14 protein-coding genes and 1 tRNA gene are annotated in these 15,768 nt (G+C 58.1%); 10 read left to right on the plus strand and 5 right to left on the minus strand.

Features of this window, described 5'->3' with window-relative positions; all coding sequences use genetic code 11:
- The first annotated feature begins 440 nt into the window (after positions 1-440).
- Complete coding sequence (locus GSQ80_RS13090; RefSeq protein ID WP_158788048.1) at positions 441-1,547, plus strand: sensor histidine kinase; 1,107 nt, start codon at positions 441-443, stop codon at positions 1,545-1,547.
- 6 nt (positions 1,548-1,553) lie between these two features.
- Here the strand turns inward: GSQ80_RS13090 and GSQ80_RS13095 are convergent, their stop codons facing one another.
- Positions 1,554-2,333: a hypothetical protein gene (locus tag GSQ80_RS13095; protein WP_158788049.1), complete on the minus strand. Its 780-nt coding sequence runs from the start codon at positions 2,331-2,333 to the stop codon at positions 1,554-1,556.
- Positions 2,334-2,656: 323 nt separating this feature from the next.
- Here GSQ80_RS13095 and GSQ80_RS13100 point away from each other — a divergent pair, with 323 nt between their 5' ends.
- The 3 genes from GSQ80_RS13100 (at position 2,657) to GSQ80_RS13110 (ending at position 5,174) form a co-directional block, all read left to right on the plus strand.
- Entirely contained in the window at positions 2,657-3,544 is an 888-nt protein-coding gene (locus GSQ80_RS13100; RefSeq protein ID WP_158788050.1) for a hypothetical protein, read from the plus strand.
- Between the two features lie 241 nt (positions 3,545-3,785).
- A complete protein-coding gene (locus GSQ80_RS13105; RefSeq protein ID WP_158788051.1) occupies positions 3,786-4,664 on the plus strand; it encodes a DUF4436 family protein in 879 nt (292 codons plus the stop codon).
- Between the two features lie 75 nt (positions 4,665-4,739).
- Entirely contained in the window at positions 4,740-5,174 is a 435-nt protein-coding gene (locus GSQ80_RS13110; RefSeq protein WP_158788052.1) for a 2Fe-2S iron-sulfur cluster-binding protein, read from the plus strand.
- 504 nt (positions 5,175-5,678) lie between these two features.
- Here the strand turns inward: GSQ80_RS13110 and GSQ80_RS13115 are convergent.
- The 3 genes from GSQ80_RS13115 to GSQ80_RS13125 all read right to left on the minus strand — a co-directional run bounded on the left by GSQ80_RS13115 (position 5,679) and on the right by GSQ80_RS13125 (position 8,533).
- Positions 5,679-6,683 (minus strand): PDZ domain-containing protein, encoded by a 1,005-nt coding sequence (locus tag GSQ80_RS13115; RefSeq protein WP_158788053.1) that lies wholly within the window; start codon positions 6,681-6,683, stop codon positions 5,679-5,681.
- A 21-nt stretch (positions 6,684-6,704) separates the two neighbouring features.
- Positions 6,705-7,670, minus strand: coding sequence for an anti-sigma factor (locus tag GSQ80_RS13120; protein ID WP_158788054.1), 966 nt, complete (start codon positions 7,668-7,670; stop codon positions 6,705-6,707).
- Positions 7,671-7,768: 98 nt separating this feature from the next.
- Positions 7,769-8,533 carry an RNA polymerase sigma factor gene (locus GSQ80_RS13125; RefSeq protein ID WP_158788055.1) on the minus strand — a complete coding sequence of 255 codons (765 nt, stop codon included), beginning with the start codon at positions 8,531-8,533 and terminating at the stop codon, positions 7,769-7,771.
- 111 nt (positions 8,534-8,644) lie between these two features.
- Here GSQ80_RS13125 and GSQ80_RS13130 point away from each other — a divergent pair, with 111 nt between their 5' ends.
- The 6 genes from GSQ80_RS13130 (at position 8,645) to GSQ80_RS13155 (ending at position 14,499) form a co-directional block, all read left to right on the plus strand.
- The gene (locus GSQ80_RS13130) at positions 8,645-9,325 is read left to right on the plus strand and encodes a ribonuclease HI family protein (protein WP_158788056.1); all 681 of its coding nucleotides are present in this window, start codon (positions 8,645-8,647) and stop codon (positions 9,323-9,325) included.
- An 89-nt stretch (positions 9,326-9,414) separates the two neighbouring features.
- Positions 9,415-10,269: a hypothetical protein gene (locus GSQ80_RS13135; RefSeq protein WP_158788057.1), complete on the plus strand. Its 855-nt coding sequence runs from the start codon at positions 9,415-9,417 to the stop codon at positions 10,267-10,269.
- A 55-nt stretch (positions 10,270-10,324) separates the two neighbouring features.
- Positions 10,325-11,872: a TolC family protein gene (locus GSQ80_RS13140; protein ID WP_158788058.1), complete on the plus strand. Its 1,548-nt coding sequence runs from the start codon at positions 10,325-10,327 to the stop codon at positions 11,870-11,872.
- A gap of 88 nt (positions 11,873-11,960) precedes the next feature.
- Entirely contained in the window at positions 11,961-12,647 is a 687-nt protein-coding gene (locus tag GSQ80_RS13145; protein ID WP_158788059.1) for an ATP-binding protein, read from the plus strand.
- A 22-nt stretch (positions 12,648-12,669) separates the two neighbouring features.
- Positions 12,670-14,235, plus strand: a complete 1,566-nt coding sequence (locus GSQ80_RS23770; protein WP_158788060.1) for a hypothetical protein — start codon at positions 12,670-12,672, stop codon at positions 14,233-14,235.
- A gap of 174 nt (positions 14,236-14,409) precedes the next feature.
- A tRNA-Ser gene (locus tag GSQ80_RS13155) sits at positions 14,410-14,499 on the plus strand.
- Positions 14,500-15,182: 683 nt separating this feature from the next.
- On the opposite strand, the gene GSQ80_RS13160 is transcribed toward GSQ80_RS13155, so the two are convergent.
- Positions 15,183-15,389 (minus strand): DNA gyrase C-terminal beta-propeller domain-containing protein, encoded by a 207-nt coding sequence (locus tag GSQ80_RS13160; RefSeq protein WP_371315714.1) that lies wholly within the window; start codon positions 15,387-15,389, stop codon positions 15,183-15,185.
- Positions 15,390-15,768: the final 379 nt, after the last annotated feature.

The following is a 15,768-nucleotide window of genomic DNA, read 5'->3' on the forward strand; positions in this document are numbered from 1 at the left end:
TGCGTTCGTCCTATCGAACCTGCATCGCAGGGGCGTTCCCCAACGCCTTCACTCAAAGCACCAGGAAGATTGGGGGTGCCGCTAAACTACCACTTTTATACGCCGCGCAGTGTCCGCCACCCGACATAGGCCCTCCCATCTTCCGGCCCATCCTCATCGGTCCGCACGGATGTCCATGAGATCAAAGGAAACCCCTAACACCGCTGATACTCCTCCAGGATCACGCTGTCCGACCGCAACGCAACGCCACTACTGAAAAGTCGCAGTGGGACATAAAGCCCCATCCATGGCAAACAATCTTGAGCAACAGAAGATACCTCTCCCGCGTCCAACATCCCTTAAGCGATATAACTCTCATAGACCAGCGAAATTACAGTTAGACAAGCTTCCTCGGGCCCAGGAAAAAGGTTTTTCCCAAACTGATTCGAAGGTTCTCGGCAATGGACGCTGTACCCCTCATGCCTCACGCAGTCTGTTGGGCTTCAGCCCCCAGGCTCATCTGGACCATGGTGATCACCAACATGATCACCTTCCTCAGCTACCTGAGCATCAGTGGCACCCTCGTCTATCTCGCCCGCCGCACCGGCCGCGTCATCGCACGCGACTGGGCCTGGTTCGTCATCGGTTTCGCGCTCTTCATCATCGCCTGCGGCTCCACCCACCTCCTCGAAGTCATCACCACCTGGATCCCCATCTTCTGGGTCGACGCCTCGGTCAACATCATCACCGCGACCCTCTCCGCCTACGTCGCCATCATGCTCATCCGCCGAGCCGCCACCATCGCCTTCAGCATTAACGACTACGCCGACCGCCTCAGCAACACCGAAACCCAGCGCCTCCAAATGCAGGACAGCCTCATCGCCGCCCAGAAAATCGAGGACTGGAGCCGCATGTCCGCCACCGTCAGCCACGAAATCCGCGGCCCCCTCGAGGCCATCCAGAACCTCCAGCACCTCATCCTCTCCACCGACGGCATCCCCAAAGAAGTAGCTCACTTCGCCCGCACCACCGCCGAAGAAGCCAGCCGCGTCCTCGACATCGCGCAGTCCAGCCTCTCCTTCATCCGCCAAACCGACAAGCTCGAGCTAGTAGACATCTGCGAAGCTCTCGACTCCGTCCGCTTCCTCATCAACCCCATCATCCTCGAGAAGCACATCGACTTCCACGTCGAAGTCAACGGCAATTGCATCGTCGAAGGCTTCGCAGGAGAAACTCGCCAGGTCCTCCTCAACGTCATCCGCAACGCCTGCGAATCGATCACCAAACCCGGCGCGAAGGTCACGGTCGCCCTGCACGGAGGCGCCGACATCGTCCAGGTCATCGTCACCGACGAAGGCACCGGCATCGCCCCCGAAGTCCTACCCAAAATCTTCGAGTTCGGCATCACCACCAAAGGCGCTCAAGGCAACGGCATGGGCCTCTGGACGGTCCGCCAGATCCTCGCCCGCCACGGTGGCGACGTCAAAATCGAATCCGCGTGGGGCCAGGGAACCCGCTTCGACATCCGCTGGCCAAGACGCCCCGCCCCCACCCAACGAAGAGCCTGACAACTCTCACGGTTGATGCAGAAGATCCATCATGGGCTGTTGGTTCGCCCGAATAAATCCGGAGCGTGGCCGATCCAGATCGACGATGACAGCAAGAACCATGCTGATGGCCAAAACCAAAACACAAGTGGAGAATAAGTTTCGTCGCCCGTCCAGACCGAAGGCATATCCAACCAGCATGGTTGCCAGCAGCGCCACAAGGCCATTTACGTAGATCACATTCGGTGGCACTTGATTGTGAATCGCAGTCCAGCGTGCAGTCTCCAAATCGAAGGCCTCATTCAACGATTGCAGCATGAAGCCGACCGTCACCTCGTTTGGATCCTTCTGCGCATACGCAGTGGCCCGCGTCCAGACTTCCATCTGCAAGTGTTCCGTCTGCGCGTGCAAATCACTGAGCGAACCAAAGTCGTCGCCCGACGTCCCATACCGCGCTCGAACCTCAATGTATCGACGCAGAAGGCCCGTGATCTCGGACCCTTCCGGAGCGGGCAGAAGTTGCGCACGCAGAAAAGCTGTCCGAATGGCGTTTGCCTCATCCAGCACAAGTTGCTTGCGGGTCTCGAACCGGGACGCTGCCATCGACATCGTGAATCCCAACAGCAGCGCGAGCACGCCAAGCAGCGCTCCTTCCACGATAGCGATCTGCGCCTTGGTCTCAGGGCGCGTGTTCGCTTCGGCCTTGCGTCCCAGACGAAAACCAATCTCGACAGCGATCAGCATCAACGCCAAAAGGACGCATTGAATGACGACCTCATTCGTCCCGTAAAGGAAGCCCTCGTTCAAAACCATCCTCCTGCGAGCACTATACCTTTCGAGCGCTCCCAGTCGCGAGACCCAACCTCTGGGAGAATTTCATTCAGTGGGAGTGCTGCTTCCAGCACCATAGCTGGCCATCCGGGAGTACACTAGGTCAGCAAACAAATTCAGAAAAACCCACGCTTCGTCGGGCATCGCCGCCCAAAACTTGCCGTGGGCAAAGTAAACAGCTCCGGCCTGGATACCCAGGTTAGCGCGTAGTTCTGCCAGCAGCCGTTACTCGCTTTATTCGCAGCATCGATTCTGCTCCACATGGGCCATTTCCAAAAATATGCATTGATTGGATATAAGTGAACTTCAATAGGCTGTATCTTTCCTCGCTCCTCGTTCTCTCTGCGCTTCTAACCACTCCGCTTCTCGCTCAGACCTCCGCTACAACGGACCTCGCAGAGCTCGTCAGCCCCGCCCGTGTTACGGACTCGTCTTCTTCCTCCGAAGCAACGCCGGACCCCTCCTCCACGACCAAGCCAATGGCCGATGCCCCTGGCGCCGCCGCCCCTGCTCGCGAAACCGCGACGAAGGCTTTTTCTGCAGTCGGTGTCGACGTAAAGATCGGCGCGGGTGGTATCGGATTTGATGTCGCCACGCCCCTCGCGCGTAAGTTCAATCTCCGCGGCACCGGATACTTCTTCCGGTACAACACCAGCATCACCGAGAACTACATCACGTACGGCGGGGATATCCAGCTCGCCTCGGGAGGGGCCAGCCTCGACTGGTTCCCGTTCGGCGGTACCTTCCGCCTCAGCGCGGGAGTCATTGCCTACAACGGTAATCAGCTCACCGGCAGCGCCACCATCAATCCCAATGAAAGCTTTACCCTCAACGGCACCACCTATTACAGCAGCGCAACGGATCCAGCTCACGCCTCCGCCACCCTGCATCTGGGCAGCAACGCCGCTCCTGAATTTAGCTTCGGCTGGGGAAACATTGTGCCCAGAAAAGCCAACAAACACTTTAGCGTTCCCGTTGAATTAGGCTTCGCCTACGTCGGTTATCCGAACGTTCACCTCGGCTTCACCGGTTCCACCTGCAATGAGTTTGGCACCGACTGCCAGGCCGTTGGCAGCAACCCTATCTTTCAGGAAGATCTCGCTGCCCAAAGGAACAAGTACCAGAGCGACCTCTCAGCGTTAAGGTTCTATCCCATCGTGTCGATTGGTTTTGGTTACAAGTTCTAAAATCGCGAATGTTAAAAGTAGAATAGCTAAGCCAGCTCGGACATCCGGAAGCGGTATCATTTCGCATTCTGGATTGGCGGGCAGTCGAAGCTTGCATTCGTACCCATTCTTGCTGCTCAGCCTTTGCGACCGCCGCAAATCCAATACATGAGGCTTCGATATGGGCTTGAGGAGCAGAGTGGTGCGGGTATGTGTCGTTCTCGCAGCCATCCTTGTCTACGCAACTGTTCTTTGGCTGGGTATGACCGAAGAGAATCGTCGCTCGCTCGCAATCGCCAACGCTTATAGTTCCAGCGGCGACTATGTCATTGCCAACGTCCGGGTAACATCGATCGAACCCGCGCAGGGCCTGCTTCATGAGCGCATCCGGTTGATTCCGATGGGCCGATTTGCAACCGACAGAGTGACACCTGCGGTTGACCTAAAGCTCCTGGTTAATTCGGTGTCAGGAAAACAGACGGTCGTCTTTCCAAAAGGGCAGCGAATCTTTCCAGTCGACGTCACTACCCTTCTCTCTGGAAATCAGAACCGGTATCCGTTTGATCGATACCTGTCAGACGTTGAACTTGTGGTTACCGCGCAGACTCAAAAAGCCAATTCCCTGCCGGAAATGACCGCCGAGGATGACGAGTCAGATGCGCTTGCAAGCACCCTCGTCATCGGTACGAGCGACCTGAACCAAAACGAAACAATACCAATCAAGGAGAATTTCGTCGCCTCCCTCCCAGGAATTAAATTCGGCGGGAATGTTACTCAGCAAGACCCTTACAAACTCATGCACGCCACAATTTCTATCCGAAGAGCAAACAATGTAATCAGCGTCTCAATCGTCGTGATGACCGTGATGTTCCTCTTGGCGATCAGCATTATGGTGATGGTGCTACGAGTGACGGCATCTCCGGGCGCGATCAACTTAATTCCACTCTCACTCTGCATCGCACTCATCTTCGGACTTCCTGCGCTGCGTAACGTCCAGCCCGGAGTACCAGCGATTGGCGCCCTGAGCGATTACATCTCATTTATTTGGGCAGAATTCATCGTGTCGACCTCCGCAGTTGTACTGGCTTGGACCTGGATTGTTCGGTCTACTCGAGAAGCAGTCGCGAAGCGCGGCCAGTAATCAACCTCCCAACCAAACCCGATTCTTCCGGCACCCACTGCACAACAACCGCGCACGCTCTAAACTAGAGAAGTCATGTCTGATCACGAAAGCACTCCTCTCCCCGAAATCGACCTCTCCAAGCCCCCCGCTGAAAATATGGTCCGCGTCTCCTTCGAACCTGAAAATAAGACCGTCGAATTCCCCTACGGCTCCATGCCCTACGACGGCCACGGCCAGCCCATGAGCTTCCTCGACATCGCCGAAAACTATGGCATCTTTATGGACCACGCCTGCGGTGGCGTCGCCGCCTGCACCACCTGCCACATGTTCCTCAAGAAGGGCGCCGAAGGCGTCTCCGAAGCCGAAGACCTCGAGCTCGATCGCCTCGACATGGCCCCCGGCCTCCAGCTCAACTCCCGCCTCGGCTGCCAGTGCGTCATCGAGAAGCCCGGCACCTACGTAGCCGAGATCCCCTCCTGGAACAAAAACTACGTCCAGGAAGGCAAGCCAGCCACCGTAAAAAAATAGCCCACCCAACCCCCGCCCGCCCAACCGCGCCGCGCCATCCTCGTCCTCTCGGCCGCCTGCCCCAACCGTTCGTCATCTCAACCGCGTCGCGCCCCGGTAACCGTCATCTCGACCACGTCGCGCCCCGGTAACCGTCATCTCGACCGCGTCGCGCCCCCGGTAACCGTCATCTCGACCGGAGCGCGCAGCGCGTAGCGGAGAGACCCCTGCATTGGCACCTGCCTTTGCCGTTGCACCTGAGATAGGTCCGGGCTTCAGCCCGGACAACAGAGCAGACCATCTCGCTGGGCTTTAGCCCCTGGGACTTTCTGATAACTGAGAACTGAAAACTGAGAACTGAGAACTGAGAACTGAGAACCCAACATCGTTCGTTTACCGCCAGCCCTGCGTCATTTGACGCACCCCCTCCAGCAACCCCACCCAAACACGCGATTTTGTGTCCCGAAACAAGGCTAAACACGTCGCTGCGTAACCCGAAACCGGGCTATGTCATACACGTATTCGCTATGCAAACACCGGCAGCGCCACGGCAAATATCGGCCAAATCAACCTCGAATGCTTCTTCAGGTCTGGAATCAACAAGATATGCACCTCCTGTTTGTCCCGAAGCACTACCAGCCCAATCCCCCGCCCCCGCGTCTCATGAAGCTCCCGTACCCAAGCCCCATTCGACTTAACCTCAACAGAATCAGCCTTTAGGATCACATCCCCAGCCCGCAAACCGGCCGCCGCCGCCGGGCTATTCGGCGCCACCGTCTCCACCAACAATCCCACCCCCACCGGAGCCCCAAAGAACCCCGCCAACTGCGGTTCCATAGCCTCCAGCACAAGCCCTGTAAACGGTGTAGTATGAAGCACTTGTGCGAGAAAACTCCGACTACGCGAAGCCGTTCCCGGAGGCGCCGGTGCAGCCGGATCCCCCTCCCCAAAATCGTTCGCCACGGGCGTACTATCGTTCGCCGGCGGATCTGCCTCCACCATCCGCGCCACGGCCTCCTTCTCCACCTCACCGCGGTACGCAAGCTGCGCGTTTACAGTAATTTGCCGCCCTCCCCGAAGCACCGTCAACGACACCGCCGCCCCCACCCCATCATCATGAATCATCTTCCGCAAACAATCCGCCCCCGTAACATTCTGCCCATTTAAACGAAGTATCACATCATGCGGCTGCAACCCCGCCTTCCCCGCAGGCCCGTCATGATCCACCATGACCACTTCCACCCCATCGCCGCCTTTGACATGCATCGACGTAACTTGTTCATCGGTAAGATTTTGGAACAGAATCCCTAAATAGCCGGGCGCATGCGACGGAGACCCCTTGGCAGCGCCTCCCCGAGCGCCCGCTCCCGACACGCTCCCGCTCTGTTTCGTCGGATAAATCCTTAATTCCTCAGAATGAATAACTTGGCACGCCACCGCCAGCAGAACCAACACGCCAGCCCCACAAAACCGCCACAAGCAAATCTCCTGAAGCCGCGCAAGCCCACCGGATTCAATACTTTGCCTCATGGCCACTCGAAGGTTCCGCATCTACTGGATATCAGCCGATCCCTGCAATACCTGGAAAGACGCATTGCGGATTGCCGGGTTAACATCCTGAGAAGAAACGGTCCGCAGCACCTGCCGCACACTCGAATCCGCCTGCACAGGCGTCAGCATCGAGATCGCCTGCGTCCGCACCTCCGCACTCTGGTCATACAACAACGCGTCGAGCACAGCATCCCTAACATGTTCATCCTGCGCGACATACGGCTCGAGCCCGTTCAGCGCCTTCAACCGCACGGATGCATTCTTGTCGGTCCGCAGCGAGGATACCAGGGTTGACCGAATCTGATTGGTGCCATCATCACCAACATCGCAGCTGTGACCCGCGCGGCATTCGCTCGCCAACAGCGCCACCGAATCAGCATGGACAGCATTATTCGTCGCCAGCTTGGTCCCTAACATCAACAATTGACGGATCTGCGGGTCATCGAGCGACCCCTGCACCGTCTCCGGCACAAGCCGGTTGTACTTCACCTGCACCAACTCAGAGTTCGGCGTCTGCACAATACCCGAAACGCTCGCAATCGCACCATTCGCGCTATTCGATAAAATTACCGGCCGGGGCAATTGGGGAGCATGCGCTGCTTGATATCTTGCAATGAAATTCCCGCCCAGAAACCCTACTCCCAGCAGCAATGTTGCCAATGCGGGTGCCCCCTGCAGAAATCCCAACCAGCGAAAGGCATTCCCGAAAAAACGTTGCGAGATCGATCGAGGCGGCAGACTATCCAGTGCCTCATCCAACCGCATGCGCGACGCAGCCAGCAAATTCGGCGACGGCTCCAGCATCGGCGTCGAAGCCAGCTCTTCATTCAGCGCCAGTAGTGCATTCCATTCGCGGCGGCAATCTTCGCAGATACCCAGATGCTGCTCCAACGGAAATTGGAGTTCATCGGGCAGTTCGCCGTACTGTGCCAGGATGATGTTCTGTTGTGCGTTCTCACACTTCATATTGCGTACCTCTACGGCCTCGAAGTCCTGCGATTGTCCATGCCTGGTGCGGGTCTATAGCTTGCTTGCCCACTAACGGCCCGAAAATCCTTCTATCCTTATCGTGCGTCTGCGAGTCTCGCTCGCAACTTTCTCGTGGCGCGAAACAGCGTGTTCTTGGCGGTCTCTTCGGTTGTGGAAAGCATCTCGCCAATCGTCCTCAACTTCAGCCCTTGATAATGCTTGAGCTCAAACACCGTGCGCTCTCGCGGCGTCAGCTCATCCAGGGCTCCCTGGATAGCGCTATTCATCGTCTTGCGCTCCAACTCGCGGGCGGGGTTTGCACTAGCGCGCCCGTCGGTCAAATTTGCCAGCAGATCAATCTCATCCCCGGTTCCATCCAATGCCGTTGACGGATCCTCTCGTCTGCTCTTTCGCCTGCGCAGCTGATCCAGGCAAAGATTCGTTACGATTCGATAGAGCCAGGTGTAGAACGAGCATTCGAATCGAAAATTTGCCAGGTGGCGATAAGCCTTAAGAAACGCCTCCTGATGCACATCCTGCGCGTCCTGCTCATTGCTCAGCATGTGCAGGGCTAGCCGAAGCACACTGCGGTCATACCGTCGTACAAGGGCGTCGAAGGCTTGCCGATCACCCTTTTGCGCTGCGCGAATCAGCTCGTCATCTTCAGCGCGTTGTTGCTGCCGTGCATCCATCTGCTCGGCAGTGAGCTTTGTGCGTGTTCCGGGTTGGGCGGCGACATTCGGTATCATCACGGTCGATTTTACCGCGCCGATAGCCGCTGTCTCCGTCAAGCCGAGACTAAATGGGCTGGGTCGCCGACGGCTTTCGCCGGCGAGAACAATCGCGTCGCTGCTGCTCATGTTGTTTCTGACTCCGGAGTCAGGGTAACTACACCTCGATAGACGAAACGCCTGCTGTAAACGTAAGCACCTCCGCCGGAAAGTTTCTCCGCTGGCAGTAAACTTGTCTCGATGGTCCGTTCCCCCGCAAGTCTATTTCCCGACGAAACAACTCCTGGCAGCCCGACTGGTTGGGTCATTGCTCACTGTGATGGCGGAGCCCGTGGCAATCCCGGGCCAGCCGGCTATGGCGCTCTGCTTCAAGATGAAGCCGGCGCCATACTGGCGGAGTTATCCGAGTTTCTCGGCAATCGCACCAACAACTACGCCGAATATTCCGGCCTACTCGGCTGCCTGCAATGGGCGCTCGACCATGGCCACAGCCGCCTGCGCGTGATCTCAGATTCCGAGCTCATGGTGAAGCAGATCCAGGGCAAATACAAGGTGAATTCGCCCGATTTGCGCCCTCTTTGGGAAGAGGCGCGGCGGCGCATCGCACAACTTGATCGCTTCGAAATCAGCCATGCCCTGCGCCACAAAAACAAGGCAGCCGATCAGCTTGCGAACGACGCCATGGACCGCGGTACCAAGCGCCAAAAACCCGTCGCCGAGAGTGTTCAAACCCCGCCTCCCAGGATCAATTCCGCCACCACGATCCCATCCGGCAGCAGCCGAAATGAAACTCCCAAAGGCGCCGTTCCAGATGTTTCCAGCCAATCCATGCTGCGCGGCTTTACCCGCGACGGAAGCATTCACCTGCTCGGGGGCGCTGTTCTGCCCGACGGCATCTTCGTCAAAATCATTCCGGAATGATTGCCAATCCACCGTTTCGCGGCATCCATTTCGGAAAGCAATACACTGATCGAAGATCCGGGGACCCGAACAACAAATTGAACGCAAACATGCCCCACTCCAATGCATCCAAAGCCCTTATGCGTAACGCATCACGATATTCCGTAATTCTTCTCTCTTTTCTGCTGCTGAACATTCATCCTTATCGTCTTCTCGCGCAGGGCTCCCAGCCCGAGGCCCTTCAGGCATTGCGCGCTGCCGTCCGTGCGGAGATGGAGGCAAATGACACGGACAAAACCATCTGGGCCTATCACGACCACGACAAGACACCGGATGCGGACGGGACCTATCTCACCATCGAGACTCGTCAGGGCACGCTGCGCCGCTTGATTGCGCTCAACGGTCAGCCGCTCTCTCCCGGCGCAGCCGCTGCTGAAAACCAGCGAATCGAAGACTATGTTCATGACCCTGCCGCACAGGCGAAGGCGCGCAAGAACAGCGCGCACGACGGCGCACAGGCTACCGAGTTGCTGAAGATGCTTCCCGACGCGTTCCTCTGGTCGACCGTAAGCGAAACTCCCGAACTCATTACGCTGAGTTTTCGGCCAAATCCTTCCTTTTCTCCACCGGACATGCAGTCTCGGGTCATGGGAGCCATGGTGGGAGAGATGGTCATCGCGCGCAATGGAAATCGAATTCGGACTCTGCGCGGCCAACTAAGTTACAACGTGCTCCTGGGCTTTGGCCTGCTCGCGAAAATGTTCAAGGGAGGGACCTTCGACGTCGAACGCCGGTTGGTGGGAGCGGATCACTGGCAAATCACCGAAACTCATGTGCACATCGGAGGCCATGCCCTCTTGTTCCACAGCATTGGCCAGCAAGAGGATGAGGTGAAAACAGACTGGAAACCATCGGTTGACGATACGCTGGACGAGGCGGCACGGACGCTAAACGCTCAGCACTAGATTCTGCAGCAAGGATTTCGCATCTCCACCCCGTACATGGCAATCTAAGAATGCAGTGACAACCATCTTTTCCAACCTAAAGTCTCTCGACCGTGCAGCATGCATCGTGCTTGCCGCGGCTGGCGCACTGACTACGTTATCTGCCTGCGCGCAGACACAGGAAGCCCTCCCCACCGATCCCGGCGCCATCGTTGCCGCTCAAAACGAAGCACTTAGCAGGCCGACCGGTTCGGGATTTGTCTTCAAGGCGCAGGGCAGCTTCACCGGGCCAGGTGGTCTGGCGGTCGATCGCGCCAACGATGCTGCCCTGCCCCTCTCGCTTGACGACGCCATGTCCATTGGCCTGGCTCGCAATGTACGGCTCAAGTACGATCGCGCCAATATGCGGGCCGTCAAAGGCGACACGCTCGGGGTGTTAAATGCGCTCATTCCAAATCTGAGCGTCAACGCCGAGAGCAGTGCTCAGCAGCTCAATCTCGCTGCCCTGGGCTTCAAGCCTTCGTTATTCGCCAGCTTGCCTCCGGGGCTTCTGCCGCCGGGGTATGTCTTCAATGAGATCGTGAAAGTTCAGACGACCCAGGCTTCGGTCAACGCCAGCCAGGTCCTCTTCAATTTGCCCGATTATGAGCTATATCGTGGAACGACTAATGAAACGCGAGTTGTTGATCTGCAAAGGCTTACGGATGACGGTGATCTCGTTCTAACCATCGGGACGAGCTATCTCCAAGTGCTCGCTGATCAGGCAAATGTGGCGAATACTGAGGCGCAGCAACGCTCCGCCAACACGCTGTTCGATCAGGCCACACAGAAACACCAGGCGGGCGTCGGCACAAACCTCGACGCGCTGCGCGGACAGGTGGAATATCAGCAGCGCGAGCAGGATGTCGTGGCAGCCCAGTCGCAGCTTGAGAAAGATACGATTCAGTTGACGCGGATTCTTGGATTGCCGGCGGGGCAAAAGCTGGAACTCACCGACGCTGCGCCGTTTGCGGAACTCGCTGCAATGGATCTGGATGCGGCGAAGATTACCGCTTACAAACACCGCAAGGATTACCTCAGCGTGCTGGAGCAAATCGCCCTTACGCAGCGCGAACTGAAGGCGGTTAAGTATCAACGTTTGCCTACACTTGCATTCAACGGATTCTATGGAGTCATTGGACTGACAACTTCCGATTCGTATCACGGAATCTTCACGGCAGAGGGGTCCTTGAGCGTGCCTATCTTCCGAGAGGCGGCGCAGCGGGGGGAGCAGGACGTGGTGGATGCGCAGTTGACTGCTTTGCATCAGCGGGAGGCGGATTTGCGGGTTACGATTGACGCGCAGATCCGTACGTCGATGCTGGATGTGAACGCAGCAAAGGAGTTAGTCCGGGTTGCGCAGAGCAATGTGGAGCTGGCGCAGCAGGAATTGGCGGATGAGCGGGATCGTTTTGCGGCGGGGGTGGATGACAACCTGCCGTTGGTGGATGCGCAGGGGTCGGTGGCTAGCGCACAGGCGCAGCTGGTTAACTCCTTGTATCAGTACAACGTAGCGAAGCTGCAGCTGGCTCGGAATACGGGTGTGGTGGAGACCCGGTACCGCGCATACCTCGGCAAACCGTGAATTTCGCGTAGGACTTAGCCCTGTTTCGGGTTACGCAGCGACTGCTTTAGCCCGGTTTCGGGACGCGCAGGTGCGGCTAGGATGGGGTGTGGAGAAGAAGCGCATTCTGCTGAGCTGGTCGGGAGGCAAGGACAGCGCCTGGGCGCTGCACCTGCTGCGGGATCATCCCGAGTATGAGGTGGTGGGTCTGCTGACGACCGTCAACCAGCACTTCGGTCGTGTGGCCATGCATGGGTTTCGGGAAGAGCTACTGGACCTGCAGGGGAAGGCGGCGGGGCTGCCTCTGTGGAAGGTGCCGCTACCGTGGCCGTGCTCCAACGAGATCTACGAGGGCCTCATGGCCGAGGTGTGCCAGCGGGCGGTGGCCGAGGGGCTGCATGGGATTGCGTTCGGTGATTTGTTTCTCGAGGACATACGAACGTACCGGGTGGAGAAGATGGCGGCTACAGGGCTGGAGCCAATCTTTCCCTGCTGGTTGATTCCGACTGACGAGCTGGCGCACTCGATGATTGCCGCGGGAATACGGGCGCACCTGGTGTGCGTTGATCCGCGCAAGATGGACAGGAAGTTTGCGGGTCGGGTGTTCGACGCCGAACTATTGGCTGAGCTGCCGGAGACGGTTGACCCTTGTGGGGAGCGTGGCGAGTTTCATACGTTCGTGAGCGGCGGGCCGATGTTCTCCGGTAGCATTGACGTGTCGCCCGGCGAGGTGGTCGAGCGCGACAGTTTTATCTATGCGGATCTCAACCCCATCACCAGCACGACACATTCTTAGGGCTGCTTTGATTTGCCTCGGCGTGGGCATTGGGTGCCTGCCTGCGGTCTCTCGCGCGCAGGTGCTGGCGCAGAAGAACTGGGCGGGGTCGGGTGTGTCGGTTGAGCTGTGGTGGAAGCGGGCGGTGTTCTACCGGATCGATCCAACGAAATTTCAGGACTCGACGGGTAGTGGCAAGGGCGACCTGGCGGGGATTGCTGAGCGACTGGACTACCTGCAAGCGCTGGGCGTGGATGCGGTGATCGTAGAGACAGCGCCTGCAGGCGGCAAGGCGACGCTGCTGCCGACGGCCGAGGTGAGCATGGCGTTCGATGCGCTGGTGCGCGAGGCCGTGGGGCGGCATGTGCGGGTGCTGGTGGACCTGGGAGCTCCAACGTCGCAGCAGGCGGACGCGCAGTATGTGCAGATGGCGCGGGCGTGGCTGAACCAGGGAGCCGCGGGAATTTTTGTTCCAACGCCGGTGCTGGAAAAGATCGATGGCGGAACGCACATTGCGCTGTTGCTGCAACAACTGCGCGCGCTGACCAACAGCTTTCCCGGAGAGCGAGTGTTGGTGGCCGACGGTGCGGCGCAACCGCAGGACGCGATGCTGCAGAATGGGCTGGCGAAGTATGCGCAACTGACGGCGAGTGCGCCGCTGGGGGCTGCGGGGACGGGCGGAGCTGTGCCGACGGTGGGGGTGCTGCGTCAAGAGTGGATGGCCGCTCTTGGCAATACTTCAGAGAACGCGGAGCCTGCGGCGGCAGCATCGGCTTCCGAATCTGCTGCGGCGGCGAACCCTGCGCGGGGACGGCATTCGCAACGGCACGAGACCATGTCGCGGTCGCAGATGGCGAACAATCCGATGCTGGTGGCAGTGCGGGCGCCGGCTATTGCGGACCCTGCGCGGCGGCAGGCGATGGAACGGGCGCTGGCGGTGATGCTGCTGGCGTCGCGGTCGGCAGTGCTGCTGGACTATGGGCAGGAGCTGGGGTTGGAGATGGCGGGGATAAACCGGCCGCTGATGCAGTGGACGCCTACGAATGTGACGCGAAAGCCTGCGTCGCCGACGGACGCGCAAGCTGCGGCGGCCGGTGCCGGATATAAGTCCTTCCAGCCATATATACGACCGCTGCCAAAGAACCTTTTTCCGGCACCTGTGATGCCGGTCGTCGAGGAGGCGGATCTGCCGACTCCGGAGAAAATCGCAGTCATGCCGGGATTTACAGCGGGGGAGGTTGATGCCGCGATGGTGGCTCCGAACGGTGCGTCCGCAAGTGTGGTGACGGAGACGTATGAGCCGCTGTCGCTACTGAATTTGTATAAGCAACTGATCCGCCTGCATCACGACAATGCGACCGTGCGGAGTGGAGCGCAGACGGTGTTGAATCGCGATGACGTGGGCGCACTCGTGTGGGTGCGGCACGCGCCGGCCAACTCGCGCACCTCGACGACGGTGGTGGCGGCCTGTAATTTGTCGGACAGGCCGGTGGTGTTGACGGATCTTGGGGGAGTGGCGCTGAACTCGATGCGGTCGCTGCTGCAGCCGGCGCCGGGGTATTTGATGAAGGTGGAGCCGGGGTCCGTGGTGGTGGGGGAGACGCGTTAAGTTGTCAGTTCTCAGTTGTCAGTTCTCAGTTTTAGGTTCTAGTTCTTGCTTCTGGAGGTGTGAATCGGAGCGGAAAGCTGCTCGAGAACCTGCCTTGGACGTCATAACGCACACGGGACGACTTCGCCGGAGGTCCTTCTGCTGCTACCCTGAAGTTACTGCGCAACCCGGCGTGGAGGGATGTGTGAGTGGTTGAAACAGGCGGTCTTGAAAACCGCTTAGCCCTAACGGGCTACGGGGGTTCGAATCCCTCTCCCTCCGCCATTCAGTTTTAAGATGTGGACTCAGTGCCGGCCATAGTGAGATAAAGTGCAGAATACGCGCGCATACGTGCAAATTCGAGCCAAGAATGTGTGGTAGAGAAGCATCAGGAGCTTCTGGGCTTCGGCATTGGGCCTGAATTCTCCAAATATCGGAGAATTCGGGCTTTAACAAATCGACCGGAGAAATTTGTTCCTCCACCTCACATCTCAGAGAGTCGAGCGACTCAACCCTTAGAAATTTGGCTAACGTGGTATTGACAGCTTGTCGGCGGAAGCGACCAGACTGTTTAGAAGCGGCGGTTCGATTCCGACTCTCGCCACCGCCAAACCTTTAGAAACAGTAACTTATGGCTCTATTTTACCGGCATTGCTACAGGAAATCTAAGTTCATAATCGTGACACTCCAGTTCGGACGGGTAATGGCTCCTCAAGAAGAGGCTAACGCGATCGCCCGTGCATCTTTATATTTGAATCCGTCTAGTGGACAGATCTTCCCCCACCTCAAAGCAGTTATCCAGCCGAACGGCCGTGAGCGCCCCGGTTGAGCAGTTGCTTTGGCTGATGTCTCCTGTCGACGCTGAACCACCTTAACTAGGATTCCCGCAAGCGAGATTGCCACCGGAAATGCTATTCCAAACCGACCAGCTTTGAAAGGTGCTTTTTGCCGTCTTGTTCCTCTTGAAATCAGTCGCGGTGGCGAAGATAGCTATTGCAGGAGGGTGCCGTCGTGGCCGTTGACTTTGGGGTCTTCGGGGGGATGACCGTCGGGCTGGCTACCTTGTCGTCGGTGTCGAGGTCGAGGAGCTTGACGCCGGAGGTGCTGCGGCCGGCGGCGCGGACGCGCTTGGTGTCGATGCGGATGATCTTGCCGAATTGGCTGATGACCATCATCTCGGTAGTGTCGTCGACGAGGTTGATGCTAGTGACCTTGCCGATTTTGGAAGGAGGTCTTCATGTCGATGACGCCCTTGCCTAAAGAGGCAATTGCAATTGGAACAATCCTCAAAGAGTAACCATTCACTGCGTTGTCTAAGCAAAGGCTCTCCATCTTGTCGGCACGCTCCACCTGCCAGAGCCGTCGCGGCGATGCGCGACGCCGTCCAGTTTATTCAAAGCTCCGATCCGAGCCAACAAATTATGTTTTCCTATCGAGCTACGGAATCCGAAGGGCTAGATCCTCTGTTGAGCAAAACGGCCCATTATGTGAGCGCGGGACCCGTTCGGGGGCAGCTAGAAAAAGAATAGGAACTTGATTTTCACAGGAAAATGC

Origin of the sequence: Granulicella sp. L46 (assembly GCF_009765785.1) — a bacterium.
Classification (GTDB): Bacteria; Acidobacteriota; Terriglobia; order Terriglobales; family Acidobacteriaceae; genus Granulicella.

Bases quoted from the DNA above. Each gene is read 5' to 3' on its own strand.
- GSQ80_RS13090 (WP_158788048.1), top strand. From the start codon at position 441: ATGGACGCTGTACCCCTCATGCCTCACGCAGTCTGTTGGGCTTCAGCC.
- GSQ80_RS13105 (WP_158788051.1), top strand. From the start codon at position 3,786: ATGACCGAAGAGAATCGTCGCTCGCTCGCAATCGCCAACGCTTATAGT.
- GSQ80_RS13110 (WP_158788052.1), top strand. From the start codon at position 4,740: ATGTCTGATCACGAAAGCACTCCTCTCCCCGAAATCGACCTCTCCAAG.
- GSQ80_RS13115 (WP_158788053.1), bottom strand. From the start codon at position 6,683: ATGAGGCAAAGTATTGAATCCGGTGGGCTTGCGCGGCTTCAGGAGATT.
- GSQ80_RS13120 (WP_158788054.1), bottom strand. From the start codon at position 7,670: ATGAAGTGTGAGAACGCACAACAGAACATCATCCTGGCACAGTACGGC.
- GSQ80_RS13125 (WP_158788055.1), bottom strand. From the start codon at position 8,533: ATGAGCAGCAGCGACGCGATTGTTCTCGCCGGCGAAAGCCGTCGGCGA.
- GSQ80_RS13130 (WP_158788056.1), top strand. From the start codon at position 8,645: ATGGTCCGTTCCCCCGCAAGTCTATTTCCCGACGAAACAACTCCTGGC.
- GSQ80_RS13135 (WP_158788057.1), top strand. From the start codon at position 9,415: ATGCCCCACTCCAATGCATCCAAAGCCCTTATGCGTAACGCATCACGA.
- GSQ80_RS13160 (WP_371315714.1), bottom strand. From the start codon at position 15,389: ATGATGGTCATCAGCCAATTCGGCAAGATCATCCGCATCGACACCAAG.